The following is a 24,304-nucleotide window of genomic DNA, read 5'->3' on the forward strand; positions in this document are numbered from 1 at the left end:
CAAGCATGAATCTCAGCGAATTTCAATCGGAATGGATGCCTCGATTCGATGCTTTCCTCTACTCGGAATTGGATGAACGTGTGCCTTCGCAAGAAAATCTGCACAAAGCGATGGCGTATTCTTTAATGGGGGGCGGAAAAAGAATTCGCCCTCTTTTAGTGTTGGCGACCCTTTCGTTGGCAGACAGTGAAATTTCGGATGGCTTCGCAGCCGCAGCCGCTTTGGAATATATCCATACTTATTCCTTGATCCATGATGATCTGCCGGCTATGGATGACGATGATTACAGACGGGGGCGCCTGACTTCCCATAAAGTATTCGGAGAATCCACCGCAATCCTTGCGGGTGACGCGTTGTTGACGGCTGCCTTCGAAATCCTTGCGGAATCCTCCGTCATTTCGGCAGTCAAAAAAATCAAACTGATCGGCTTGTTGGCGAAAGCCTCGGGTCCGAACGGAATGATCGCCGGCCAGATGGATGATGTAGAGGGCGAAAAGAAGACACTGACACTAGAAGAGTTGAAGCAAGTGCACGATAAAAAGACCGGCGCATTGATAAGATACGCTGTCACAGCGGGATGCCTCATCGCGGAAGCGGATGAACCATTCACAACCGAGATGGAAGGATTCTCCAGACACTTGGGTTTGGCTTACCAGATCCACAACGATCTGAAGGATGTCGTGTTGGATGAGGCCGAAACGGGCAAAACCATCCATCATGATGCCGCATTGAACAAAAATACATACCCATCCTTATTGGGTGTCACCGGATCCATCCAGGAACTGAACGGCGTCATCCGCCAAGCGGAAGACTGTCTGGACCGAGTGGCACTGTCCAATGGCGATGCGGAGGATAAAATAGATGTATTCCGCCAATTGTTGGATTACGTCAGAATATAACGGGAGATTACCATGGAAAAAGAAAGATTGGATTTACTTGTAGTACAACAAGGCTTGACAGATTCCCGTGAAAAAGCCAAAAGATTGATCATGGCCGGGCAAATCTATGACGAAAACAACCAGCGTTACGACAAACCGGGCGAAAAGATTTCCGTCGAGAAAACCCTCCATATAAAAGGAGAAACATTGAAATACGTGAGCCGTGGCGGATTGAAACTTGAAAAAGCCATCGCTTTATTCCAAGTGGATCCCAAGGACAAAATCTTTTTGGATATCGGCAGTTCAACGGGCGGCTTTACGGATGTCGCGCTCCAAAATGGGGCAAAGCTATGTTACGCACTGGATGTCGGCTACAATCAATTGGATTGGAAGTTGCGCCAGGATGAACGCGTCGAGGTCATGGAACGGGTGAATTTCCGTTACAGCAAACTGGAGGATTTTGAAAAAGGGCAGCCGGAGATGGCTTCCATTGATGTGTCCTTCATTTCGCTGAAACTGATTTTGCCGGTTCTGAAGGAAATCATCGCAGTCGGCGGAGACGTCGTTGCGCTGATCAAACCGCAATTCGAAGCCGGAAGAGGGAAAATCGGCAAAAAAGGCATAGTCAGTGATCCGGCAGTCCATAATGAAGTGTTGCGGGATATCCTGGATTTTGCTTCCCTGACCGGATTCGATGTGAAAAATCTGAGCTTTTCGCCTATCACTGGAGGGACCGGAAACATTGAATTTTTGGTCCATTTACAGGCCAATGCCCATGTACCGGGTATCGTCTCTCCAGAAATCGACAGCCCGCAGATCGTCAAAGAGGCTTATCTGCAGCTGAAAAGCAAATCAATCTCAATTTCCGATAAATAGGCGTTTAAGGAACTGTTGCGAAGGGGAATGCGGAATGTTACAGGAGTTGTCCATTAAAAATTTTGCAATAATTGAAAATCTTCAAGTGAGTTTCGACGAGGGGATGACCGTGCTGACCGGGGAAACCGGAGCAGGGAAATCCATCATCATCGATGCCGTCGGTCTGTTGGCCGGCGGGAGAGGATCCAACGATTTGATTCGATACGGCGAAAACAAGACGGTCATCCAAGGGCTTTTCAGTATTCCCGAAAACGCCAAGACAGTGGCTGTGTTGGAATCGTATGGAATCGAAGCGGACGGGAACCAAGTTCTGCTGCAGCGGGAACTTTCCCGGAACGGTAAAAACATTTCCCGGGTCAACGGCACAATCGTAACGGTTGCGACTCTGCGCGAAGTCGGCGAAACGCTGATCGATATCCATGGGCAGAACGAGCATCAAGAATTGATGGATCCGCAAAAACATATCGACTTGCTGGATCAGTTCGCCGGGAATGAACTGGAAGAAGTCAAAATGGCATATCTCAATACTTATGCCAAATATGTGGATACACGCAAGCAATTGATCCAATTGAAGACAGACGAGAAAGAAACAGTCCAAAGAATCGACTTGTTGACTTTCCAAATCCAGGAAATCGAGCAAGCTCAGTTGAAGGATCCTGCAGAGGATGAAAAACTGGAAGAAGAACGTAACCTGCTCGTCAATTATCAAAAAGTCATGCAAGCTTTGACGAGCGCGTACGATTCAATGCAGAACAGTGAAGAGAACGGCATCGACAAAATCGGTCTCGGCATGGCGGCGCTGGAAAAAGTGCAGGACATCAATCCAGTCTACCAGGCAATCGCATCCTCGGTCTCGGCAGCGTATTATCAACTGCAGGAATGCGCCGCTGACATCCTGTCGGAGATCGAGCAATTGTCCTACGATGAAGGGCGCTTGAATGAAATCGAGAACCGATTGGAATTGATCCGCCAGTTGAAGCGGAAATACGGGAACACAATCAGTGAGGTGCTGGGGCATTACGAAAAAATTTTCCAAGAACTCGATTTGATTGAAAACCGAGAAAGCTACCTTGAGAAACTAAACGTGGACTACAACAAGGCGAAAGAAGAGATTCTTGCAATCGGCAAACAACTGACAGCCATCCGCGGAAAAGCTGCAGTCGTTCTGGAAGAACAGATTCAACTGCAGTTAAAGGAACTGTACATGGAAAAAGTCCTTTTCAAGACTGTTTTCCATGTACAACCAGGGAAGATTGCGATTACGGATAACGGGTTGGATCACGTGGAATTCTATATCGCGACGAACGTCGGCGAACCCCTGAAAGCCTTGGCCAAGGTGGCCAGCGGCGGCGAATTATCACGGATGATGTTGGCCATGAAAGCCATTTTCACCAAAACGCAAGGCATCACCAGCATCATCTTTGATGAAGTGGATACCGGCGTTTCAGGCAGGGTAGCGCAAGCGATAGCCAATAAGATCCACTTGGTGGCCAGCTACTCGCAGGTACTCTGCATCACGCATCTTCCGCAAGTGGCAGCGATGGCGGATCAGCATCTCTATATAGAAAAAGAGATCATCGCCGAGCGGACAAAGACACACGTCAAACCGCTGTTCGGGGCTGAACGCATCAACGAAGTCGCACGCATGTTGGCGGGCACCGACATAACGGAACTTTCTCTGGCCCACGCCAAAGAATTGCTGGAGTTGGCTGATACCGAAAAAAACAAAGCTTGAAGGAAAAACTGCGCAGAGGAGCAGAACGGAAGGGTTGGGGAGATTGGCACACACTAAAATCATCGCGCACAGGGGCAGTCGCGGAACGCATCCAGAAAATACGCTGGAGGCCTTTCAGGAAGCTCTGAAAGTTGCAAGCGACGGCATAGAATTGGACGTCCATCTGACTAAAGATGGTGAAGTCGTGGTCATCCATGATGAGACAGTGGACCGCACGACATCCGGAAAAGGCTATGTCAAAGAGATGACGCTGGAACAATTGAGAAAATTGGATGCCGGCAGCTGGTTCGATCCGAAATACAGCAACGCCCGCATCCCGACACTCCAAGAGGTGTTGACCCTTTTGGCGGATAATCATTTTACAGGCGTCCTTAATGTTGAATTGAAGACGGATGTGTTCCAATACCCCGCAATCGAAGAAAAGGTGCTTGCTTTGACAGAGCCTTATCTTGACCATTTTTCGGTCATATATTCCAGTTTCCATTATGAAACCTTGAAAAAAATCAAGGCTTTGCGCGAGGACTCAAAAATTGCCCTGCTTTTCAGCAAGAAAGGCAAGCAACAAATGGAGCTGGGTGAAGGCATCCCTGTAGAGGGTTGGCATCCGAAATTCTCGATTCTGCGCAGTCTGCCGCCTTTCGAACAATCCAAGATCCCGCTTCGCGTTTGGACGGTGAATCGAAAGGTCGAAATGCAAGTCTGTCTGCGCAAAAATATCGATTCGATCATCACGGATTATCCGGAACGCGCACTGCAAATGAGAAAGGTGATTCAGGGTGTCTGAAACAACAAAGGAAAAATTAGCTAAAATCATGGTCATTGTCGGTCCGACAGCAGTCGGGAAAACCGCGCTGAGCATCCGACTGGCAAAAAAATACAACGGTGAAATCATCAACGGTGATTCCATGCAGGTATACAAAGGCTTGGACATCGGGACCGCGAAGGTGACTGAGGAAGAGGCGGAGGGCATCCCGCATCATCTGTTGGATATCGTTCCGATTGAGCAGGATTACACTGCGTCCGACTTCAAAAGGGACGCAAGACTGGCCATCGAGGCGATCATCGCAAAAGGCAAGCTTCCGATTGTGGTCGGGGGTTCGGGCCTTTATATAGAAGGACTTTTGTTTGATATGCAGTTCGGCGGGGTGGCTGCCGAAGACCCTCACTACCGGAAACAGCTAGAAGCTGAATTGGAACGGACCGATGCCATGCATATATGGAAGCAATTGCAGGAGCAGGATCCCAAAGCGGCTGAACAGATCCACCCGAACAACAGCAGAAGGGTCATCCGTGCTTTGGAAGTGATCCACTTCAGCGGAAAACGCTTCTCGGATCAGACCGATCGGGAAGCAGATCCTCATTATGACGCACTGCTGATCGGGCTTGATACCGAGCGAAGCATTCTTTACGAACGCATCAACCGGCGCGTTGATCTGATGGTCGCAGGCGGACTGGTTGAAGAAGCAAAAGCACTCTTTGACAGGCAATTGCCTGCCAAGACGCAGGCGACAAGAGGTATCGGATACAAAGAATGGTTCGCTTATTTCAATGGGGAGGGCACATTTGAAGAAGCTATAGAACTGCTGAAGCAAAATTCAAGGCGCTATGCCAAAAGGCAGTTGACCTGGTTCCGGAACAGAATGAGCGGCATCCATTGGTTTGATCTGGTTCAGAACGATCAAGAGATGCAGAAAATCGAAGATTTAGTCGACTCGTTCTTAGCCTAATCGATGAGTATGAACGAAAAAAGAAAGTTGGAAATTTTATGGAAAATAAGAAAGAAAAAGTTATTCTGGTGAATGTTCAGACGAATCAAACAGATGAAGCCTTTGAATATCAACTGAGAGAACTGGCGGAATTGACCGAAACCGCGTTAGGGGAAGTTGTCGGCGTATTGACACAAAAGAGGGACCGCAAAGACTCCCGGACGGTCATCGGCAAAGGCAAAGTGGAAGAGCTGGTGAATTTGTGTGCAGAACTGGAGGCGGATACCGTCATTTTCCAACAAGAACTCTCCTCTAAACATGTCCGCAATATCCAAGAGAGTGTTGATTGTAAAGTCATCGATCGCGTTCAACTGATATTGGACATCTTTGCGATGCGCGCCCGCAGTAAAGAAGGTAAACTTCAGGTAGCCTTAGCGCAGTTGAGTTATCTGTTGCCGCGTTTGATGGGCCAAGGCGCCAATTTATCCCGTCTGGGCGGGGGAATCGGAACAAGAGGACCAGGTGAGACAAAACTCGAGACCGATCGCAGACACATTCACAGTCAAATGCAGGAAATCAAGAAGACATTGGAAGAAACAGAGTTGCACCGCCAAAGGGCACGAGAAAAACGCCATGCCAGCGAAGTCTTCCAGATCGGTTTGATCGGTTATACGAATGCAGGAAAATCCACGGTCATCAATCGATTGACCGACGCAGCAACCTTGGAAGAGGATAAACTGTTCGCGACTCTGGATCCGTTGACAAGAAAGCTGACCTTGCCGAATCAATTTCAGGCTACGATAACCGATACTGTAGGCTTCATCCAGGATCTTCCGACACAGTTGATCCATGCTTTCCATTCAACATTGGAAGAGAGCCGCAATATGGATGTATTTTTGCACGTGGTTGATGCTTCAACCTCCTTCATAGATGAACATGAAAAAACCGTATTGGATCTATTGAAGGATTTGGATATGGATAAGACACCTATGTTGACGATCTACAATAAACGCGATCTTGCCGGTCCGGATTTCCAGCCGCGCCTATTTCCGAATATCGTCATTTCAGCACTTGATGATGACGACATCAACCGATTGAAGGACTTCATCTGGGATGAAATCGCTAAAATGTTGGTTCCTTATACAAAAGACCTTGATGCAAGTGGCCCTGAAGCCCGCACGATGAATAAAATGCAGCAAGAGACCTTTGTGGAATCCATCGAATATATAGAAGAAACAAACGCCTACCGCTTAAGAGGGTACGCTAAAAGCAATTCAAAATGGTTAGGGGACAAAGCAACGGATGCAAGCGACGAATAAAGAAGCAAGGCTGACCGGGTTAGTCGAAAAAGTCGACAAAAAAATCCAGCCCGTTTTTAAAGGGATACAGGAAAAGGCTTTGTTTAATCAAGGCAAGGTGTTGGAAGCTTTCCGAAAGCACCGCGTCAGCGATTACCACTTCAACCCGAGCACGGGCTATGGCTATGACGATGATGGCCGCGATACGCTGGAAAGAGTCTATGCGGAGGTTTTTCAGGCTGAGGCTGCTTTGGTCAGGCCGCAAATCATTTCCGGAACACATGCGATCTCAACTGCGCTCTTCGGAGTGCTGCGGCCCGGGGATGAATTGATGTATGTGACCGGAACACCATACGATACCCTTTTGGATATTGTTGGCCTGACCGGGAACGGAATCGGCTCTTTAAAGGAATACAATATCGCTTATCAGCATATCGATCTGTGTGCAGACGGCAAAGTGGATATTCCGACGGTTCTGGAGAAAGTCAGCCCCAAAACAAAAATGATCGCGATTCAACGCTCCCGCGGCTATGCGGCCAGACCCTCCTTTACGATCGATGAAATTAAAGAGATGATTGCGGCAATTCGGCCACATGTGGGACCGGAAACCGTCTTTTTTGTCGACAATTGCTATGGGGAATTTGTCGAAACGCTGGAGCCGATTGAAGTCGGAGCCGATTTGATTGCCGGCTCCCTCATCAAAAATCCGGGCGGCGGAATCGTGAAGATGGGCGGTTATCTCGCTGGTAGGGAAGACCTGATTGAACGGTGTGCCTATCGCCTGACAACTCCGGGGATCGGCCGTGAAGCTGGAGCCTCCTTATACAGTCTTCTGGAAATGTACCAAGGTTTGTTTTTGGCGCCCCATGTTGTCGGTGAAGCGGTGAAGGGTGCGGTCTATACTGCTGGACTCTTGGAAGAATGCGGCGTATCTTCCACCCCAGCTTGGGACAGCCCGCGCACTGATCTGATCCAAATGGTCGCACTGCCGAGCAAGGAAGCGATGATCGCTTTTGCTCAGACGATCCAGAAATATTCCCCCGTTAACGCAGCGGTCAAACCGATTCCGGCCTATATGCCCGGTTACGAGGATGATGTCATCATGGCTGCCGGAACCTTCATTCAGGGCGCAAGCTTGGAATTGACGGCAGATGGTCCGATACGACCGCCATATTTACTTTACGTACAAGGCGGACTGACCTACGAACACGTCAAATTGGCAGTAACAGCAGCAGTGAAGGATACGTTCTTCGCAGAATAATTTGTGATTCCGGGCTGAATAGTTCGCAGATTCAGCCCGAAAATCACATTTTTTGGAAATAGGCAGCCCACAAAATGTGGCAATTCAAAACCTTCCCGCGAAAAAGTGTTGACTTTAAGCTGGTTTCCGCCTATACTATTAAATGTTGTGAGTCATTCAGACGGCTCAAATTTTTGTCTCAATAGCTCAGCCGGATAGAGCATTCGCCTTCTAAGCGAACGGTCGGGAGTTCGAATCTCTCTTGAGACGTCATATCTTTTCCCAGGTTCATAAGTCCATGGCAAAGAATCGGTTGCATCCGCGAAGAAGCGGATGCGACGTTTTTTTTCTCATGACAGACCTATGGACCGGTTGACAGATGGAAAGGCGGCGAAATTGTCCGTTTATTGCGATGGTGAAACATTTTTTGAGAAAAAGCCAAAATCATGGTGACAATTTAAACGATTTGCTGTATAATCATTTCTTGTGACACCGCTTTGGAACGGATCCAACCTTGTTTTGCCTAATACTTATTTTGTCTCAATAGCTCAGCAGGATAGAGCATTCGCCTTCTAAGCGAACGGTCGGGAGTTCGAATCTCTCTTGAGACGTATTTAACACAGAAAAAGCCCGCCGCAAGGATCAGATCCTTGTCGCGGGCTTTTTTTGTGTGGCTGATTTTCAGGTTTCGAGAAATCAATCCAGGTATTCAAAAACATTTTTTGCAGTTTCGTCGAAAACAACTTCATGCGAGTCGCTGTTGTCGATTTTCTTTAATGGGAAATTGGTGCGGTAGATACTCTGATCAGGGAACTGCTCCAAATAAATGACGAAATTCTTCGGATAGAAACTTACCATTTTCGTGAATACGTGATCTTGGTCGATGATGACAGTCTTCACTTCAGCCATGCTTTTCACCCAGTAAGTATCCACATTGAAATATTCACCTGGATGAACCGTGTATTCATATTTCAGTATCGTAATAAGGTCATTCAACATCATAAATCCCTCCTAAGCAGAATGTTAAACTCTTCACATCCTCATTATACCTCATTGCATACAGATAATTAATACATTTTTGAAATGAAATTGCGGACACGAATCAATAATTTGAAAGTTATATGCCGATATTAAAGGCAATAATTGAAAATATAGGCTAAATCATGAAAAGTGTGGTATACTACTACTTGTAAGTCTGTTGCAGTTCCTGGTTCTTAAAAGTGAGGCGATAATGGAAATGGTACGAAATATTACTAACGAAACGAAAACCATGATTGAGAGCGAATTACGTAAAGGTACGAGCAACTCACGTATTGCGAATCTGCTTGGCGTGTCGTATGAGCAGGCTTTGGAGGTCGTTGAAGCCATCAAGGAATCTATACGTCCTGAAATTGGTGATGAAATAAAATTTACATTCCGCAAGCAAGAAATGGTAGGGGTAATCCGAAAATTATTGACAAATAGCGCCGTCGTTGAAATTTATTGGGATTTATCCTCCGGCACGATGAAGGATATCTGTGAGGATAAAACGATTGTGAATTTCAAAGACATTGAAGAGTTTGTTAAAGTTGATTAATACATATATGGAAAGAAGCGGCGCTCATCGTCGCTTCTTTTTGTTGCGGCAAGCTGTATAAAGCAGGTTGTTTATCCTGCAGTTCAACGAAACCGTTTTAATATAGTAGGGAATCAATGAATCTTGCAGCACCGGAAGATATAACAGAAAAATTATTATCGAAATGCTTGACAGGTTGTATAAAATTTTATATAGTTTGAAAGTCGAAAGGTTTGAACATCAAACTATTTTGACCTTCAAACGAATGTGGTTTGATTGGGCATCGAAAGGAGGAGAGCTATCTTTGGATCATTCCATAGATAAAATTAACTCATATCTCGTAGCTGTCTTCAATGAAGTGTTGGATATCGAAGAACGTGCATTGCGTGTCAGTACATTTTCTGATTTATCCATCAAGGAGATGCATACAGTCGAGGCAATCGGCATGTATCAAGCTCATACAACTTCTGAAGTAGCAAAAAAATTGAACATAACTGCGGGAACTTTAACGGTGGCCATAAACGCTCTGGTAAAAAAGGGGTATGTCGAACGCATTCGGATGGAGAAAGACCGCAGAGTCGTAAAACTAGGATTAACCAAAAAAGGACGCTTACTGTATCGTCTTCATGATAAGTTCCATAGAGAGATGGTAAAGAATACCATTCGCGATATGGAAGATCAGGAAGTGAAAGTTTTGCTGAAAGGCCTAAACAATCTTCACGGTTTCTTATTTGGGTTAGTTCAAAATATCAAGGAACAGGGTTGATGGAATTGGGTTCAAAAATAAGCGCAACAGGTCACTATCTTCCTGAACAGATCATCACGAACGATGATCTGTCTAAAATCATGGACACGAGTGATGAGTGGATCAGCAAAAGGACAGGCATCCGCAGTCGACACATTTCGAAGGATGAAAATACTTCCGATCTGTCAAGCAAAGCGGCCTTCAGAATTTTGCAAAACGGCAACATCACTGCAGACCAACTGGACTTCATTATAGTAGCAACAATGACGCCGGATGCTCTTAGCCCATCGACTGCTTGCTTAGTGCAAGAAAAGATAGGTGCAGTAAATGCTTTCTGTTTCGATATCAATGCAGCTTGTACCGGCTTTGTCTACGCATTGTCTACCGGACTCCATATGATGCAGAGCGGTCTATATCAATATGGTATGATCATCGGTGCTGAGACAATGTCAAAAGTCGTCAACTGGGAAGACCGTTCAACGGCTGTCCTGTTTGGGGATGGCGCTGGCGGCGTGTTGTTGGAACGAACGGAGGACGATTGCTTCGTTGCAGAAGCGCTCCATTCTGATGGTGGACGTCATATGGCATTAGTGGCGAACACAATGAAAGTAGAAAACCCGTATGGAGACTCCTCTCAGGAGGAACAAGCTTTCCTTACGATGGATGGCAGAGCCATCTTCGATTTTGCAATCCGCAGTGTGCCAAGCATCATACGTGAAGTGATGGAGAAAGGAAATCTGTCTGAAGGCGATCTGAAGAAGATTTTGGCTCATCAAGCGAATGTACGCTTATTGGAGGCAATCAGCAAAAAAGTGAAAATGCCATTTTCATTGTTTGCCACAAACATTGCGGAAACGGGCAACACCTCAGCAGCAAGCATTCCGATATTGTTGGATCAGCTTGTTCAAACCAAGGAAATTCAACTCGGCACCAAAGATAAGGTGCTGATGACAGGATTTGGTGGCGGCCTCACTTGGGGAGCCATCGTAATATCATTAAACTAAAAAAAACATATTTGGAGGAATTTATTATGACATTCGAAAAAATCAAAGCAATCATCGTGGACCAATTGGACAAAGAAGAAGAAGAAGTACAATTAGCAACTAACTTCAGAGAAGACTTGGATGCTGACAGCCTGGACTTATTCCAAATCATCAATGACATCGAAGACGAATTTGACATCAAAATCGAATCAGACGAAGGCATCAACACTGTTGAAGATTTAGTTAAATACGTTGAAGCTCAATTAGCAGAATAAGCAGTAGAAGGAAAGTAGGCCTTGTATGAAATCAGAATTATGTGAATTATTAGGTATTCAATATCCCATCATTCAAGGGGCAATGGCGTGGGTAGCGGATGCTGATTTGGCAAGTGCCGTTTCTAATGCTGGTGGTCTTGGTCTTATAGGGACTGGACATGATAGTGTGGATGTAGCGAATGAAAAAATTTCGAAAATGAAAGCATTGACGGATAAGCCTTTTGGCGTGAACATCATGCTTTTGAACCCGCAGGTCGATGCTATTGTTGAAGCAGTGATCGCTTCTGGCGTTAAGGTTGTCACGACCGGAGCCGGAAGTCCAGCCCGCTATATGAACCAATTCAAAGAAGCAGGCATCAAAGTCATTCCTGTTGTGGCTTCCGTAGCTTTAGCGAGAAGAATGGAGAAAGACGGCGCACACGCTGTCGTTGTCGAAGGCATGGAATCCGGTGGACACATCGGAAAAACAACGACGATCGCCCTGGTTCCTCAGGTTGTCGATGCTGTTTCCATTCCTGTCATCGCTGCCGGCGGTATTGGTGATGGACGCGGAATGGCGGCTGCTTTCATGTTGGGCGCATCTGCTGTTCAAGTCGGGACCCGTTTTGTAGTTGCCAAAGAATCCAATGCCCATCAAAATTTCAAGAATGCCATCCTTAAAGCGAAAGACATCGACACAGTCATTACCGGTCAGATTACCGGACATCCTGTTCGTGTGTTGCGCAATAAATTGACCAGAGAATATCTGCAAGTCGAGAAAGAAGAGACTAGCAAGGAAAATCCGGACTTCGCAAAACTTGAAGAAATGGGCAAGGGCGCTCTGAGAAGAGCGACTGTCGATGGTGATAAAGACTACGGTTCGATGATGGCCGGCCAGATTGCCGGTTTGATTTCGAAGGAACAGACGTGTCACGACATCATACAAGAGTATATGACGGAATGCAAAGAAGTTATCTTGGCCCAAGCAAAATTGTGGGCTGAGTAACAAATATATAGAGGTGAAATAATGGCAACAGCTTTTGTCTATAGTGGTCAAGGTGCGCAATATTTCGGAATGGGTCAAGAACTTTATAACGAGTATGCCGTTGTGCGCACTGTTTTTGATGAAGCTTCAGCAACGCTTGGTTACGATGTTGCTGAATTATGTTTCCAAGAGAATGACAAGCTTCATTTAACTGAATATACACAACCAGCAATCTTAACGGTTAGCTACGCCCTTGATCAATTACTAGCTGAAAAGGGAATTCAGCCAGATTTTGTTGCAGGATTGAGCCTCGGAGAATATACAGCACTGGTGAAAGCCAATGCTTTTTCTTTTAATGAGGCTATTTCGCTCGTAGCGAAACGCGGCAAATACATGAGTGAGGCAGTGCCGGCCGGCCGTGGCAAAATGGCCGCCGTCATGAATGCAGAACGCTCTGTCATCGAAGAATCTTGTCGGGAAGCAAGCGAGACAGCTTATGTCGCGCCTGCCAACTACAATATGCCGACGCAGATCGTCATCGGCGGGGAAATCGAAGGCGTCAATAAAGCCATCGAAATCCTTGAGTCCAAAGGCGTGAAACGCATCATCCCGTTGAACGTCAGCGGTCCTTTCCATACAGCTCTGTTGCATCCTGCAGCGGAAAAGTTGGAAGTGGCTTTGGCCGAGGTGACTGTGGCTGAACCGAAGATACCGGTCGTAGGCAATACCGAAGCGACGATTGTAGCGAAAGACGCCATCAAGGGCCTTTTGGTGCGCCAAATCGAATCGCCGGTTTTATGGGAAGACAGCGTCCGCAAACTGGTTGAACTGGGTGTGGACACCTTCGTGGAAGTCGGCCCAGGCACGACTTTAAGCAAATTCATCAAGAAAATCAATAAAGAGGTCTCAGTATACAACGTAGAGGATTTAAAATCCCTCAACAAGACCCTTGAAGCGTTACAAAAATAAAGAGATCTGACAAGAAATGAGGGATAGTCTTGGATTTAAAAGGAAAGACGGTCATCGTCACTGGTAGTTCAAGAGGAATCGGGGAAGCCATCGCTGAAGCGTATGCGAAACGTGGAGCCAATATCGTTCTGAATGCACGCAAACCGATTGCTGAAGAAAAAGTTGCGCATCTGGAATCTTTCGGTGTCACTGTCAAAACACTCTTAGGCGATGTCAGCGATTTTCAGACTGCCAAAGAAATCGTCAGCCAAGCCAAAGAACTTTTCGGCTCCGTTGATGTTTTGGTCAACAATGCAGGGATCACCCGCGACAAATTGATCATGCGTATGGACGAAGAAGACTTCGATGCCACTTATCAAGTGAATCTGAAGGGTACTTTCAATATGATCCGCCACGCTTTGCCGCTTATGCTGAAGCAAAGATCCGGCAGCATCATCAATATCTCAAGCGTCGTCGGTGAAACCGGAAATACAGGGCAGGCCAACTATGCTGCCAGCAAAGCCGGAATCATCGGATTGACGAAATCTGTCGCCCGTGAAGCTGCGACAAGAGGCATTACATGTAATGCCATTGCTCCAGGATTCATCGAAACGGAAATGACGGATGTTCTTTCAGAAAAGATTCAGGAACAAATGTTGACTCAAATCCCATTGAAACGATTTGGAAAAGCCGAAGAAGTGGCAAACACTGCTGTCTTCTTAAGTGAGAATACTTACATCACCGGCCAGACCATCAGTGTCAATGGCGGAATGTACATGTAAGACAGGAGGATAAATATGAATCGCGTTGTTATTACAGGTATGGGTGCTATCACACCTTTAGGAAATACAGTCACTGAATATTGGGACGGCATCAAAAACGGTAAAAACGGTATTGCTGCCATCACTAAATTTGACGCATCCGAAACGGGCGTTTCTGTCGCAGGCGAAGTGAAAGACTTCGAGGCGACTTTATACATGGACCGCAAAGAATACAAGCGTATGGATCTGTTCTCGCAATATGCGGTAGCAGCCTCTGCTCAAGCCGTTGAACAAAGCGGCATCGACATGGAAAAAATCGATGCGGATCGCTTTGGCGTTACCATCGGTTCTGGTGTCGGCGGTTTCATCACTATGGAATCCGGCATCATCAAAATGCATGAAAAAGGACCGAAACGCGTACCGCCTATGTTCGTTCCGATGGCGATCGGAAACATGGCGGCAGGAAATACAGCCATCAAATTCGGCGCTAAAGGACCTAGCATGGACATCGTTACTGCTTGTGCTTCTGCGACGAACTCAATCGGAGAAGCTTTCCGCAGCATCAAGCATGGTTACGCAGACTTGATGCTTGCAGGCGGAGCAGAAGCAACGGTATGTGAAATCGGCATCGCTGGTTTCGCGGCATTGACTGCTTTGTCCACAAGCACTGATCCGGATCGCGCTTCCATTCCTTTCGACAAAGAAAGAAATGGTTTTGTAATGGGTGAAGGTGCCGGCATCTTGATGCTTGAAAATCTTGATCACGCATTGGAACGCGGCGCAAATATCTTGGCTGAAGTTGTCGGATACGGCGTCACTTGTGATGCTTACCATATGACGGCTCCATCTGCTGATGGAAGCGGAGCTGGCAAAGCGATGCTTCAAGCAATGAAAGAAGCAGGCATCACTCCGGCGCAAGTCGATTACATCAACGCTCACGGAACAAGCACAGCAGCAAACGACTCCGGCGAAACTGCTGCCATCAAATACGCTTTCGGCGAAGAGGCGCACAACGTCGCTATCTCAAGCACAAAGAGCATGACTGGTCACCTACTGGGCGCTGCCGGCGGTATCGAAGCTGTTGTCTGCGTAAAAGCCATTCAAGATGACTTCATGCCGCCAACAATCGGGTTCCAAGTGGCTGATGAAGGCTGCGATTTGGACTACATCCCGAATGTCGGTCGTGAAAAAGAAGTCACTTACACATTGAGCAACTCTTTGGGCTTCGGCGGCCACAATGCCGTACTATGTTTCAAAAAATGGGAGGCTTAATACGTGAATATTGAAGATGTAAAAAGCCTGATTTCCTTGATCGATGAATCAACCTTGACTGAATTGCATTATCAGACAGGCGACTTTCAACTTTTGTTGTCCAAGAACAAGTTGGTTCAATCGAACCAGCAATCAAACGACAGCGTTCCGGCAGCAGCTCCAACTCCAACAGTGACTGCTCCGGTCCAAAACATCAAAGAAGCCGTTTCTGAAGCGACTGCGAAAAAAGAAGGACAGATCATTACTTCTCCGATTGTCGGTGTTGTTTACCTAGCACCGACTCCGGATGCGAAACCGTATGCCACTAAAGGCCAGAATATCGCTAAAGGCGACGTTGTCTGCTTGGTGGAAGCAATGAAACTTATGAATGAAATCAAAAGCGAATTTGATGGGGAAATCGTTGAAGTGTTGGTTGAAAACGAACAAATCGTTGAATACAACCAACCGCTGTTCCGCATCGTCTAAAAAAAGGAGACTATTAATATGAGTTTATTAAGCGCACAAGAAGTTATGGCTATCATCCCGAACCGCTACCCAATTTTCTTCATCGACAAAGTTGAAGAGTTGACACCAGGCGAACACATCGTCTGCTACAAAAACGTAACAATCAACGAACCGTTCTTCCAAGGGCACTTCCCGGGCGAACCAGTAATGCCAGGCGTATTGATCGTTGAGGCATTGGCTCAAGCAGGATCTATCCCATTGTTGACATTACCTGATTTCGAAGGACAAACAGCTTACTTAGGCGGATTGAATAAAGTCAAATTCCGTCAAAAAGTTGTTCCTGGCGACGTTTTGCGTCTTCAAGTGGATATCATCAAATTGAAAAAATTTGCAGGTATCGGTTATGGACAAGCTTTTGTCGGAGACAAAAAAGTTTGTGAAGTTGAAATGACATTCATCATTGGTAGATAATATGTTTACGAAGGTATTGATCGCAAACAGAGGAGAAATAGCTGTCAGGATCATTCGTGCTTGTCATGAATTAGGAATCCAGACGGTAGCGGTCTATTCTGAAGCTGACCGCGAAGCGTTGCATACTCAGCTGGCCACCCAGGCCATTTGTATCGGCCCTGCAAAAGCGAGCGAATCCTATTTGAATATGACAAGCATTTTGAGTGCGGCAGTCGTTACAGGAGCCCAAGCCATCCATCCAGGCTTCGGTTTCCTCTCGGAAAACAGTGCATTCGCCACGATGTGCGAAGAAATGAATATCCGATTCATCGGACCTTCTTCCACCATCATCGACCTGATGGGCAACAAAGCAAACGCCCGCAAAACAATGATTGCAGCAGGCGTGCCTGTGACCCCGGGAAGCGAAGGCTACATCTCTTCATACGAAGAGGCAGTGCTGCAAGCAGAGAAAATCGGTTATCCAGTCATCCTGAAAGCTGCCGCTGGTGGCGGCGGTAAAGGGATGCGGAAAGTCTACCAAGAAAACGGTTTGGAGGCAGCCTTCAGCCAAGCGAAGGCGGAAGCTAAGGCTGCCTTCGGAGATGACCGCATGTATCTTGAAAAGATCATCACACCGGCTCGTCATATCGAGGTGCAGATTTTAGGGGATTCATTCGGCAATGTTGTCCATCTGGGCGAACGCGATTGCTCCCTTCAGCGCAATCATCAGAAAGTGCTGGAAGAGAGCCCGTCCACATTCATCTCTGAAGAGACACGCAAAGCGATGGGGGACGTCGCCATCCGAGCGGCTAAACATGTCGGCTACACGAATGCTGGCACTATCGAGTTTCTCGTTGATGCGGACCAACGTTTCTATTTCATGGAAATGAATACACGTATCCAAGTGGAGCATCCGGTAACCGAAATGGCGACTGGCATCGATATCGTCAAAGAACAATTGCGCATCGCAAGCGGTGAGCCTTTGTCCTTTACGCAAGATGAGGTTGTCATCACCGGTCACACGATCGAGTGCCGTATCAACGCTGAAAATCCGGCTTTGGGCTTCCGCCCTTCATCCGGGAAAATCGACTACCTGTTCTTGCCTAGCGGCGGGAATGGACTGCGTGTCGAAAGCGCCATGTATGGAGGATATATGATCCCGCCATTCTATGACTCGATGATCGCCAAAATCATCACAAAAGGCGACAACAGAAGTGAAGCCATCGCCAAAATGAGGCGTGCGCTTCAGGAACTGGTCATCGAGGGAGTCGACACGAACCAATTCTTCCAGGAAGATATTCTGCAGGATCCTAATTTCATTTCCGGAGATTACGATACGGAATATCTTCAGAATGTGTTCCTGAAAACGTGGGCACCTGAAGAAGAGGAAAGTGTATAAATCAATTAGTCAAGAAGTCACACTAGAGGTGAGGAAATGAAATTATTTCGTAAGCGTCCTTACATTCCGATAGCTCAAGTTCCCGCTTCAAAAGCAGACGATCAGAAACCGATCGTTCCTGAAGGCTTATGGGAAAAATGCCCGAATTGTCAAAAGACGATCTACAGCAAGGATTTAGGGAAAGATAAAGTATGCCCGCATTGTTCCTATAATTTCAGGATTTCGGCATATGAACGCATTTCCAGCATTGTTGATGAAGGTTCTTTTGATGAATGGAACGCGCTCATGCCCGAAGAAAATCCGTTGGCTTTTCCAGGGTATGAGAACAAACTGAAGATTGCCAAAGAAAAAACGGGACTTGACGAGGCGGTTGTAACCGGCGCGGCATTCATCAATAAGCATAAAGTTGCTTTGTGTGTGATGGATTCGAACTTTATCATGGCAAGCATGGGGAAAGTTGTCGGCGAGAAGCTGACGCTCGCGTTTGAACGCGCAACGTCAGAAAAGCTCCCGATCATCGTCTTCACGGCTTCGGGCGGCGCCAGAATGCAAGAGGGCATCATGTCCTTGATGCAGATGGCGAAAGTCAGCGTTGCGGTCTCCAATCACAGTAAAGCAGGGCTGTTGTACATCACAGTCCTGACCGATCCGACGACTGGGGGCGTAACGGCCAGCTTTGCGATGCAAGGGGATATCATCCTGGCGGAAACTGGCGCAACTGTCGGTTTCGCCGGCAAACGCGTCATCGAACAGACAATCAAAGCGAAATTGCCTGAAGGCTTCCAGACAGCTGAAAAGGTGCTGGAAAACGGCTTTATCGACAAAATTGTAGCCAGAAAAGATTTAAAGAGAGCATTGCAGCATCTTTTGCTGTTGCATGCTCCTGCAGAAAAGGCGGGTGAAGTGCAGTGAAGGATGTCAAAGAAATTATCACATCTGCAAGAAGCATCTCCCGTCTGACGGCGACAGAAATGATCCATGCCATCTGTGAAGGTTTTGTTGAATTCCATGGCGACAGAAAGTTCGGTGACGACCCTGCTATCGTCGGCGGGATTGCATTGCTGGATGACATGCCGGTGACCGTCATCGGAACCCAAAAAGGCCATGATGTGACTGAAAATGTCTATCGGAATTTCGGATCCCCACATCCGGAGGGCTACCGGAAGGCGATCCGTTTGATGAAACAGGCGGAGAAATTCAATCGTCCGATCGTAACTTTCATCAATACCTCAGGCGCTTTTTGCGACGTCGACTCTGAGGATCGAGGCATCGGTGAAGCAATCGCTGAATCGCTTTTGGTGATGAGTCAATTGACGGTTCCTTTCATCGCCGTCTTCATCGGCGAGGGAGGCAGTGGCGGTGCCTTGGCGCTGGCAATGGGTAACGAGGTATGGATGTTGGAGAATACCATGTATTCTGTCCTGTCCCCGGAAGGCTTTGCCTCCATTTTATGGAAAGATTCTTCACGATCCGATGAAGCAGCGAAAGTAATGAAGTTGACGCCTGATGATCTTTTTTCATTGGACGTCATCGACAAAATCATTATGGAAACCCGCAGGAAAGTGGCCCGTAAATCGGATGATGTCATGCTGGAACTGAAGCGGGAATTAAGTGCCAAGCTGAAAGAGCTGAAGCAACTGACTCCAGCTGAATTGGTCGAGCAACGACAAAAACGATTCCGCAACTATTGATTCAAGAACAGCTATCGACCGTCCGCACAGCAGCAGCTGTGTGGGCGGTTTTTTTCGCGTTCGCTTTTGTGTTATAATGACCTAACAGGAAAATCAGCGTAGATTGGGGTGATGGAAATGGGAGAAAAAATTGTTTTTCCATTAAATTACGAAGGATACTTGAAAAAGGGATTGTTGGCATTTGAAGAGGGGAATCTGCAGCTTGCGGAAGAATGGATCGGCAAGGCTGTTGCCATCAAAAAAGCGGACGATATCCTCCCGCTGTATCTCATGTTGCTGCAGGAGACCGATCAAGCAGAGAAGAGTCTGGAAATGATAACTGAAATGCGTCCGGATATTGCTTCCTCCATTTCGGTGGACGACATCGATTTCCTTTACTTGAAAGGCTTGTCGCATTCCGGATCATTCGACATGGCCCGCGAGCAAATCGAAGCACGCAAAAATGCTTTCGGTCTGTCGATGGAACATCAATTCGCTTTGGAGCAATTGGAGGCTGAAGTCGAGAAAGTTGAACTGAAGAATTTGGAGAAAAAACTGAAAAAAAGTTCAGAAATCCTCCAAGCCGAAAAAACCATCGATAAACAACCGTTCCACAAGCAACAAACATACGCGCAACAATTGAAGGAATTGGAGGATGACCAATTCGGCAAGATAGCGCAACGCTTGCTCATGAACAATAATCTCCACCGGATGCTCAAGACAGAAATCATCCATCAATTTCTTGCGCGCGGACTCCATCCGACGGTTACTGTCAGATTGGACGGGAACGAAGAAAAATTGGATCTGGCTGGAGTCGTCCCGTTGATCGACTCGAAAACGTACAAAGAAGGAATGGCGTATATCCGGGAAGAAATTGCCAATAAAAATCCGACTATGGCAGATGCCATGGAGAATGCCTTCTTCATGCAACTTTCCCTCCTTTATCCGTTCGAAGACAGGACGATTCCGTCCGTTTCGGAATGGTTGGAGGTGCTCTACCGCATTTACAACGGGGCCGGATCGACGGGCGAGCCAAGCGAAAAGAGCATCCGCGATGAAATTGAACAACTGGAAAATAAGCTGGCCGAATTTTTCGGGTTTTTTGAATAAGTGACAGTGAAGCTATCAGAATAATTGACTCTATAGGGATTCCTCTCTATAATGGGGGTAACCCGTCTTTGTGAAAGCAGTTCCAAAGAAATGAGTGTTGAAGGAGGATGTACAATGGAATTTGGCAAAGTAAAGTGGTTCAATAATGATAAAGGGTATGGTTTTATTGAACTCGATCAACAGGATGACGACATTTTCGTACATTTTACCGGTATAGCTGGAGAAGGCTTCAAAAGACTTGAAGAAGGGCAACGCGTTCAGTTCGATATCGCTGAAGGCGTAAGAGGACCACAGGCCACTAATGTGATCGTCATGGCAGAATCATAAAAAAGTACAGTAAACCGCAAAGGTGAGGGGAATCCGTTCAGGATTTTCTTTCACCTTTGTTTTTTAGGATGTGGAACATTTGATAAAATTATTTGTGGATGGGGCGGCCACCGGAAAAGAAGGCTATGCAGCCATCGGGATTTTGATCGTTGAGGACGGCGTACAAGAGCAGATAGGCCTGCCTTTAGAGGACAGAATGGACAATCATCGGGCTGAATTCGAAGCGCTTCTGTATGGATTGCGTCATCTGAAAAAACACAGCAAACAGGATCAGCTCGTCTTTTGTTACACCGACAGTAAACTCGTTGCCGAATCAATCAGGAAAAAGTATACCAAAAAAACGGAACATAAGCTTTTGCTGGAAGAGACCTTGCAGGATTTGGCTGCGTTCACGAATTTTTACTTGGAATGGATTCCGGAAAAGGAAAATAAAGGGGCCGATAACCTCGCCAAAAAAGCGCTCTATCAGCTCACCAAAAAGAAAAAATGATTCTGGATGGGCTATCTTCCGGAATCCAAAAAAGCATTTATCATCACTCAATTAAGCCCCTCTCCGTTCTCATTTTGAAACGGGGATGGCTTTTTTTGTTAGCCGCCAGTCGCTTTTTAGTGCATACGAGTCATAGATTATGCTTGACTTGGAGTCCACTTCAAGGAGTATACTTTCAGCAACATAGTGAATTTCTATGTCATCAAATTTGAACTGGAGGAAAATATTGATGGAATATGTAACTTTAAATAATGGTGTCAAGATGCCAATTTTAGGCTATGGCGTGTATCAGATACCTGATGCCGCAGAATGCGAACGCTGTGTGCTGGATGCGATCGAGGTAGGCTACCGCTCGATCGATACCGCCCAAGCATATGGGAACGAAGAAGCGGTCGGCAATGCAATCAAAAAAAGCGGTGTCGCACGCGAAGAACTATTCATTACAACAAAAGTCTGGATATCGAATGCCGGGTATGAAAAAGCCAAAGCTTCGATTGCAGAATCGCTGCAGAAACTTCAATTGGACTATCTGGATCTGGTTCTGATCCATCAGCCCTTCGGTGATTACTACGGGACCTACCGCGCCATGGAAGAATTGTATGAGCAAGGCAAAATCCGTGCCATCGGCGTGAGCAACTTCTACCCTGACCGGTACATCGATCTGGTTCGTTTCACAAATGTCGTACCGGCCGTCAACCAAGTGGAGACCCATGTATTCAATCAGCAACTGGATGCGCATGAAATCATGGAGAAATACGGCACACAAATCGAATCCTGGGGTCCTTTTGCTGAAGGCAGAAATGAACTGTTCACGAATGAAACGCTACAAATGATCGGCGACAAATACAACAAAACGACGGCTCAAGTCGCGCTCCGCTATTTGTTGCAGCGTGACGTCGTGGTGATTCCGAAAACGACGCATAAAGAGCGAATGATCCAAAATTTGGATGTCTTTGACTTCAGTCTGACTGAAGAGGATATGGAAACGATCAAGGGACTGGACAAAAAAGAGAGCGCCTTCTTCTCGCACTACGATCCGAAGTTGGTCGAAATGCTGGTGAACCGCGGTTAATGCCAGGCAGATGAGTTGATTAAACAGGCATGGACTGCGATCGAACGGCAGTGGTCCTATCCTCAAGAAATGGAGAGATGATGATGGATTATGTGAAATTCGGCAATACAGGGATGGATGTTTCACGGATTTGTTTGGGAGCCATGGGATTCGGCGATCCGAACAGCGGCTTCCATAATTGGGTTCTGGAAGAAGAAGAAAGCAGAAAAGTCATAAAAAGTGCGTTGGATTTGGGGATCAATTTCTTCGATACGGCAAACATCTACTCATACGGAGCCAGTGAGAGCATCCTTGGGAAAGCGTTGAACGATTACGCCAACCGTGATGAGATCGTGGTGGCTACAAAAGTACATCAGAAGATGCGCCAGGCACCGAACGGAGGGGGCCTTTCCCGCAAAGCGATCCTGACTGAAATCGACCACAGCTTGGAAAGGTTGGGCATGGACTATGTGGACCTTTACATCATCCACCGCTGGGACTACAACACACCGATCGAGGAAACGATGGAAGCTCTGCATGATGTCGTGAAATCCGGCAAAGCCCGCTATATCGGAGCGTCCGCCATGTTCGCATGGCAATTCGCCAAAGCGCAAGCTGTTGCCGAAAAAAACGGCCTGACAAAATTTGTTTCGATGCAGAATCACCTGAATCTGCTGTACCGGGAGGAAGAACGGGAAATGCTGCCGTTGTGCGTGGATCAAAAGATTGCCGTGACGCCATACAGCCCGTTGGCTTCAGGAAGGCTCACCCGTGATTGGTCGGCCACTACGAAACGCTTCGAAATGGACCAGGTGGCGAAGCATAAATATGATACGACCGAAGCACAGGACCGCGTCATCGTGGAACGGGTTGCAGCGATTGCCGAAAAATATGGTGTCGAGAGGGTTCAGGTTGCTTTGGCTTGGCTGCTGCAGAAGGATCAAGTCGTTGCACCGATCATCGGAGCCACCAAAGAAAGCCATCTGACCAGTGCCATTTCGGCTCTCGACTTCAAGCTTTCTGCGGAGGATATCCTATCTCTGGAAGAACCATACATCCCTCATCACATTATGGGCCACAACTGAAAAGATTAGAGTTTGAAAATACAAATAAGCCCGAATGGATTCCTGCAGACAGGTGATCCATTCGGGCTTTCTTTTATTGGATTATTCTCTATGTTCAGCGGTTATTTCCTTTGTTCGGGTGAAAGGGATTATTCCTTGTAGTCCGTCGAGGCGGCCAATTCAGTTTGCGTCCGGAAATCGGCTAAGCGCTTCTCGAGCGTAGCAATGGTGCTGGCCAGCGCTTGCGAGCCGAGGACCATGCGAAGCGGCGCGGGTGTGACATCCACGCTTTCGATGATTCGTTTTGCCATTTCCGCAGGATTTCCGGGGGCCAGTACATTTGTTGAATCAAGCATCGCAAGAAAGCTGTGCGCCGGGTTGCCATCGTATTCAGGCATCAGGTCAGCGACTTGCGCGCTGCCGTAGCGGAATTCAGTTCGTGCGCCGCCTGGCTCTACAATGGTAACGCCAATATTGAAGGGTGCCACTTCCTGGGCGACGGATTCGCAGAAGCCTTCGATCCCGAATTTCGTGGCATGGTACATGGAATTACCCGGGAAAGCGACTTGTCCGCCATAGGAAGATATTTGGATGATGCGGCCGTGACCTTGTTTGCGTAAGAACGGAAGGGCGGAACGAATCATCTGGATGGAGCCGGTCAAATTGGTTGCGATGATGAGATCCACTTGCTCGTCGCTCAACTCTTCTGCAGCACCGAACAGGCCATAGCCTGCATTATTGATGATGACATCGATTGCTCCGTGTTTTTCAAAAGCTTCCTTCACAACTTGATGTACCTTGGGCGTATCGGTCACATCAAGAATCTGGCAATCGAACAGTGTCGGGTACTCCGCAATCAAATCAGAAATTTTGGCTTTATTGCGCACCGTTCCGATCACCGTATCGCCTTTATCCAACAACTGCCTGGTCAGCTCGTAACCAAAACCACTGCTCACCCCTGTAATCAACCATGTTTTGCTCATCATTTTTGCCTCCATTTCATTTCTATTCTGACTATAGCTCTTGGAGTGAACTCCAAGTCAAGCGCTTTGTTTATGAAATT

The 24,304-nt window shown here is 47.0% G+C and carries 27 protein-coding genes and 2 tRNA genes; 27 read left to right on the forward strand and 2 right to left on the reverse strand.

All coding sequences use genetic code 11. The features are described 5' to 3' along the window. Positions 1–5: 5 nt before the first annotated feature. The 9 genes from PH235_RS00315 to PH235_RS00355 all read left to right on the forward strand — a co-directional run bounded on the left by PH235_RS00315 (position 6) and on the right by PH235_RS00355 (position 8,344). Positions 6–899 (forward strand): polyprenyl synthetase family protein, encoded by an 894-nt coding sequence (locus PH235_RS00315; RefSeq protein ID WP_272160462.1) that lies wholly within the window; start codon positions 6–8, stop codon positions 897–899. A gap of 12 nt (positions 900–911) precedes the next feature. Further along, positions 912–1,754: a TlyA family RNA methyltransferase gene (locus tag PH235_RS00320; protein WP_272160463.1), complete on the forward strand. Its 843-nt coding sequence runs from the start codon at positions 912–914 to the stop codon at positions 1,752–1,754. Between the two features lie 34 nt (positions 1,755–1,788). Further along, a complete protein-coding gene (gene recN, locus PH235_RS00325) occupies positions 1,789–3,489 on the forward strand; it encodes a DNA repair protein RecN (RefSeq protein WP_272160464.1) in 1,701 nt (566 codons plus the stop codon). 43 nt (positions 3,490–3,532) lie between these two features. Beyond that, a complete protein-coding gene (locus PH235_RS00330) occupies positions 3,533–4,273 on the forward strand; it encodes a glycerophosphodiester phosphodiesterase (protein WP_272160465.1) in 741 nt (246 codons plus the stop codon). A 28-nt stretch (positions 4,274–4,301) separates the two neighbouring features. Continuing rightward, positions 4,302–5,216, forward strand: coding sequence for a tRNA (adenosine(37)-N6)-dimethylallyltransferase MiaA (miaA, locus tag PH235_RS00335; protein WP_272161024.1), 915 nt, complete (start codon positions 4,302–4,304; stop codon positions 5,214–5,216). 38 nt (positions 5,217–5,254) lie between these two features. Further along, positions 5,255–6,514 (forward strand): GTPase HflX, encoded by a 1,260-nt coding sequence (hflX, locus tag PH235_RS00340; protein ID WP_272160466.1) that lies wholly within the window; start codon positions 5,255–5,257, stop codon positions 6,512–6,514. Then, entirely contained in the window at positions 6,498–7,754 is a 1,257-nt protein-coding gene (locus PH235_RS00345; protein WP_272160467.1) for a methionine gamma-lyase family protein, read from the forward strand. Before hflX ends, PH235_RS00345 begins: the two co-directional genes overlap by 17 nt. 175 nt (positions 7,755–7,929) lie before the next feature. Next, positions 7,930–8,003 (forward strand) — tRNA-Arg (locus PH235_RS00350). Positions 8,004–8,270: 267 nt separating this feature from the next. After that, a tRNA-Arg gene (locus PH235_RS00355) sits at positions 8,271–8,344 on the forward strand. Positions 8,345–8,429: 85 nt separating this feature from the next. On the opposite strand, the gene PH235_RS00360 is transcribed toward PH235_RS00355, so the two are convergent. Continuing rightward, a complete protein-coding gene (locus PH235_RS00360; RefSeq protein WP_272160469.1) occupies positions 8,430–8,735 on the reverse strand; it encodes a hypothetical protein in 306 nt (101 codons plus the stop codon). Between the two features lie 235 nt (positions 8,736–8,970). On the opposite strand from PH235_RS00360, the gene PH235_RS00365 reads away from it, so the two are divergent. The 18 genes from PH235_RS00365 to PH235_RS00450 all read left to right on the forward strand — a co-directional run bounded on the left by PH235_RS00365 (position 8,971) and on the right by PH235_RS00450 (position 23,262). Continuing rightward, positions 8,971–9,309: a DUF2187 domain-containing protein gene (locus tag PH235_RS00365; protein WP_106449575.1), complete on the forward strand. Its 339-nt coding sequence runs from the start codon at positions 8,971–8,973 to the stop codon at positions 9,307–9,309. A gap of 283 nt (positions 9,310–9,592) precedes the next feature. Then, the gene (gene fabT / locus PH235_RS00370) at positions 9,593–10,054 is read left to right on the forward strand and encodes a fatty acid biosynthesis transcriptional regulator FabT (RefSeq protein WP_168173158.1); all 462 of its coding nucleotides are present in this window, start codon (positions 9,593–9,595) and stop codon (positions 10,052–10,054) included. Next, entirely contained in the window at positions 10,054–11,037 is a 984-nt protein-coding gene (locus tag PH235_RS00375; RefSeq protein ID WP_272160473.1) for a beta-ketoacyl-ACP synthase III, read from the forward strand. The genes fabT and PH235_RS00375 overlap by 1 nt, the downstream gene beginning before the upstream one ends. Before the next feature lie 26 nt (positions 11,038–11,063). Continuing rightward, positions 11,064–11,291, forward strand: a complete 228-nt coding sequence (locus tag PH235_RS00380; RefSeq protein WP_086627800.1) for an acyl carrier protein — start codon at positions 11,064–11,066, stop codon at positions 11,289–11,291. A 25-nt stretch (positions 11,292–11,316) separates the two neighbouring features. Beyond that, complete coding sequence (gene fabK, locus PH235_RS00385; RefSeq protein WP_272160474.1) at positions 11,317–12,276, forward strand: enoyl-[acyl-carrier-protein] reductase FabK; 960 nt, start codon at positions 11,317–11,319, stop codon at positions 12,274–12,276. A gap of 21 nt (positions 12,277–12,297) precedes the next feature. After that, positions 12,298–13,224, forward strand: coding sequence for an ACP S-malonyltransferase (fabD, locus tag PH235_RS00390; protein ID WP_272160475.1), 927 nt, complete (start codon positions 12,298–12,300; stop codon positions 13,222–13,224). A gap of 29 nt (positions 13,225–13,253) precedes the next feature. After that, complete coding sequence (gene fabG, locus PH235_RS00395; protein WP_272160476.1) at positions 13,254–13,985, forward strand: 3-oxoacyl-[acyl-carrier-protein] reductase; 732 nt, start codon at positions 13,254–13,256, stop codon at positions 13,983–13,985. Positions 13,986–14,000: 15 nt separating this feature from the next. Continuing rightward, entirely contained in the window at positions 14,001–15,236 is a 1,236-nt protein-coding gene (fabF, locus tag PH235_RS00400; RefSeq protein ID WP_272160477.1) for a beta-ketoacyl-ACP synthase II, read from the forward strand. A 3-nt stretch (positions 15,237–15,239) separates the two neighbouring features. Then, positions 15,240–15,701, forward strand: a complete 462-nt coding sequence (gene accB, locus PH235_RS00405; RefSeq protein ID WP_086627807.1) for an acetyl-CoA carboxylase biotin carboxyl carrier protein — start codon at positions 15,240–15,242, stop codon at positions 15,699–15,701. Between the two features lie 18 nt (positions 15,702–15,719). Next, positions 15,720–16,151: a 3-hydroxyacyl-ACP dehydratase FabZ gene (gene fabZ, locus PH235_RS00410; protein ID WP_086984727.1), complete on the forward strand. Its 432-nt coding sequence runs from the start codon at positions 15,720–15,722 to the stop codon at positions 16,149–16,151. A 1-nt stretch (position 16,152) separates the two neighbouring features. Beyond that, entirely contained in the window at positions 16,153–17,529 is a 1,377-nt protein-coding gene (locus tag PH235_RS00415; RefSeq protein WP_272160479.1) for an acetyl-CoA carboxylase biotin carboxylase subunit, read from the forward strand. A gap of 36 nt (positions 17,530–17,565) precedes the next feature. Next, positions 17,566–18,441, forward strand: coding sequence for an acetyl-CoA carboxylase, carboxyltransferase subunit beta (gene accD, locus PH235_RS00420; protein ID WP_272160480.1), 876 nt, complete (start codon positions 17,566–17,568; stop codon positions 18,439–18,441). Next, complete coding sequence (gene accA, locus PH235_RS00425) at positions 18,438–19,220, forward strand: acetyl-CoA carboxylase carboxyl transferase subunit alpha (RefSeq protein ID WP_272160481.1); 783 nt, start codon at positions 18,438–18,440, stop codon at positions 19,218–19,220. Before accD ends, accA begins: the two co-directional genes overlap by 4 nt. Positions 19,221–19,337: 117 nt before the next feature. Continuing rightward, on the forward strand, positions 19,338–20,309 hold the full coding sequence (locus tag PH235_RS00430; RefSeq protein ID WP_272160482.1) for a hypothetical protein: 972 nt from the start codon (positions 19,338–19,340) through the stop codon (positions 20,307–20,309). A 114-nt stretch (positions 20,310–20,423) separates the two neighbouring features. Next, positions 20,424–20,636: a cold-shock protein gene (locus PH235_RS00435; RefSeq protein ID WP_272160484.1), complete on the forward strand. Its 213-nt coding sequence runs from the start codon at positions 20,424–20,426 to the stop codon at positions 20,634–20,636. Between the two features lie 79 nt (positions 20,637–20,715). After that, positions 20,716–21,126, forward strand: a complete 411-nt coding sequence (locus PH235_RS00440) for a ribonuclease HI family protein (protein ID WP_272160485.1) — start codon at positions 20,716–20,718, stop codon at positions 21,124–21,126. Positions 21,127–21,355: 229 nt separating this feature from the next. Then, the gene (locus tag PH235_RS00445; protein WP_272160486.1) at positions 21,356–22,198 is read left to right on the forward strand and encodes an aldo/keto reductase; all 843 of its coding nucleotides are present in this window, start codon (positions 21,356–21,358) and stop codon (positions 22,196–22,198) included. A gap of 83 nt (positions 22,199–22,281) precedes the next feature. Beyond that, complete coding sequence (locus PH235_RS00450) at positions 22,282–23,262, forward strand: aldo/keto reductase (RefSeq protein ID WP_272160487.1); 981 nt, start codon at positions 22,282–22,284, stop codon at positions 23,260–23,262. A gap of 128 nt (positions 23,263–23,390) precedes the next feature. On the opposite strand, the gene PH235_RS00455 is transcribed toward PH235_RS00450, so the two are convergent. Further along, the gene (locus tag PH235_RS00455; protein ID WP_272160488.1) at positions 23,391–24,224 is read right to left on the reverse strand and encodes an SDR family oxidoreductase; all 834 of its coding nucleotides are present in this window, start codon (positions 24,222–24,224) and stop codon (positions 23,391–23,393) included. Positions 24,225–24,304 lie beyond the last annotated feature (80 nt).

The sequence above is a fragment of the Trichococcus sp. K1Tr genome (assembly GCF_028309625.1).
Taxonomy (GTDB): domain Bacteria; phylum Bacillota; class Bacilli; order Lactobacillales; family Aerococcaceae; genus Trichococcus.

Coding starts and splice junctions, on each gene's coding strand:
- PH235_RS00360 (WP_272160469.1), bottom strand. CDS start 8,735: ATGATGTTGAATGACCTTATTACGATACTGAAATATGAATACACGGTT.
- miaA (WP_272161024.1), top strand. CDS start 4,302: ATGGTCATTGTCGGTCCGACAGCAGTCGGGAAAACCGCGCTGAGCATC.
- PH235_RS00430 (WP_272160482.1), top strand. CDS start 19,338: ATGGGAGAAAAAATTGTTTTTCCATTAAATTACGAAGGATACTTGAAA.
- PH235_RS00415 (WP_272160479.1), top strand. CDS start 16,153: ATGTTTACGAAGGTATTGATCGCAAACAGAGGAGAAATAGCTGTCAGG.
- PH235_RS00445 (WP_272160486.1), top strand. CDS start 21,356: ATGGAATATGTAACTTTAAATAATGGTGTCAAGATGCCAATTTTAGGC.
- PH235_RS00365 (WP_106449575.1), top strand. CDS start 8,971: ATGGTACGAAATATTACTAACGAAACGAAAACCATGATTGAGAGCGAA.
- PH235_RS00375 (WP_272160473.1), top strand. CDS start 10,054: ATGGAATTGGGTTCAAAAATAAGCGCAACAGGTCACTATCTTCCTGAA.
- fabF (WP_272160477.1), top strand. CDS start 14,001: ATGAATCGCGTTGTTATTACAGGTATGGGTGCTATCACACCTTTAGGA.
- fabD (WP_272160475.1), top strand. CDS start 12,298: ATGGCAACAGCTTTTGTCTATAGTGGTCAAGGTGCGCAATATTTCGGA.
- fabK (WP_272160474.1), top strand. CDS start 11,317: ATGAAATCAGAATTATGTGAATTATTAGGTATTCAATATCCCATCATT.
- PH235_RS00455 (WP_272160488.1), bottom strand. CDS start 24,224: ATGAGCAAAACATGGTTGATTACAGGGGTGAGCAGTGGTTTTGGTTAC.
- PH235_RS00315 (WP_272160462.1), top strand. CDS start 6: ATGAATCTCAGCGAATTTCAATCGGAATGGATGCCTCGATTCGATGCT.
- PH235_RS00435 (WP_272160484.1), top strand. CDS start 20,424: ATGGAATTTGGCAAAGTAAAGTGGTTCAATAATGATAAAGGGTATGGT.
- recN (WP_272160464.1), top strand. CDS start 1,789: ATGTTACAGGAGTTGTCCATTAAAAATTTTGCAATAATTGAAAATCTT.
- PH235_RS00450 (WP_272160487.1), top strand. CDS start 22,282: ATGGATTATGTGAAATTCGGCAATACAGGGATGGATGTTTCACGGATT.
- fabZ (WP_086984727.1), top strand. CDS start 15,720: ATGAGTTTATTAAGCGCACAAGAAGTTATGGCTATCATCCCGAACCGC.
- PH235_RS00345 (WP_272160467.1), top strand. CDS start 6,498: ATGCAAGCGACGAATAAAGAAGCAAGGCTGACCGGGTTAGTCGAAAAA.
- hflX (WP_272160466.1), top strand. CDS start 5,255: ATGGAAAATAAGAAAGAAAAAGTTATTCTGGTGAATGTTCAGACGAAT.
- accD (WP_272160480.1), top strand. CDS start 17,566: ATGAAATTATTTCGTAAGCGTCCTTACATTCCGATAGCTCAAGTTCCC.
- PH235_RS00320 (WP_272160463.1), top strand. CDS start 912: ATGGAAAAAGAAAGATTGGATTTACTTGTAGTACAACAAGGCTTGACA.
- PH235_RS00380 (WP_086627800.1), top strand. CDS start 11,064: ATGACATTCGAAAAAATCAAAGCAATCATCGTGGACCAATTGGACAAA.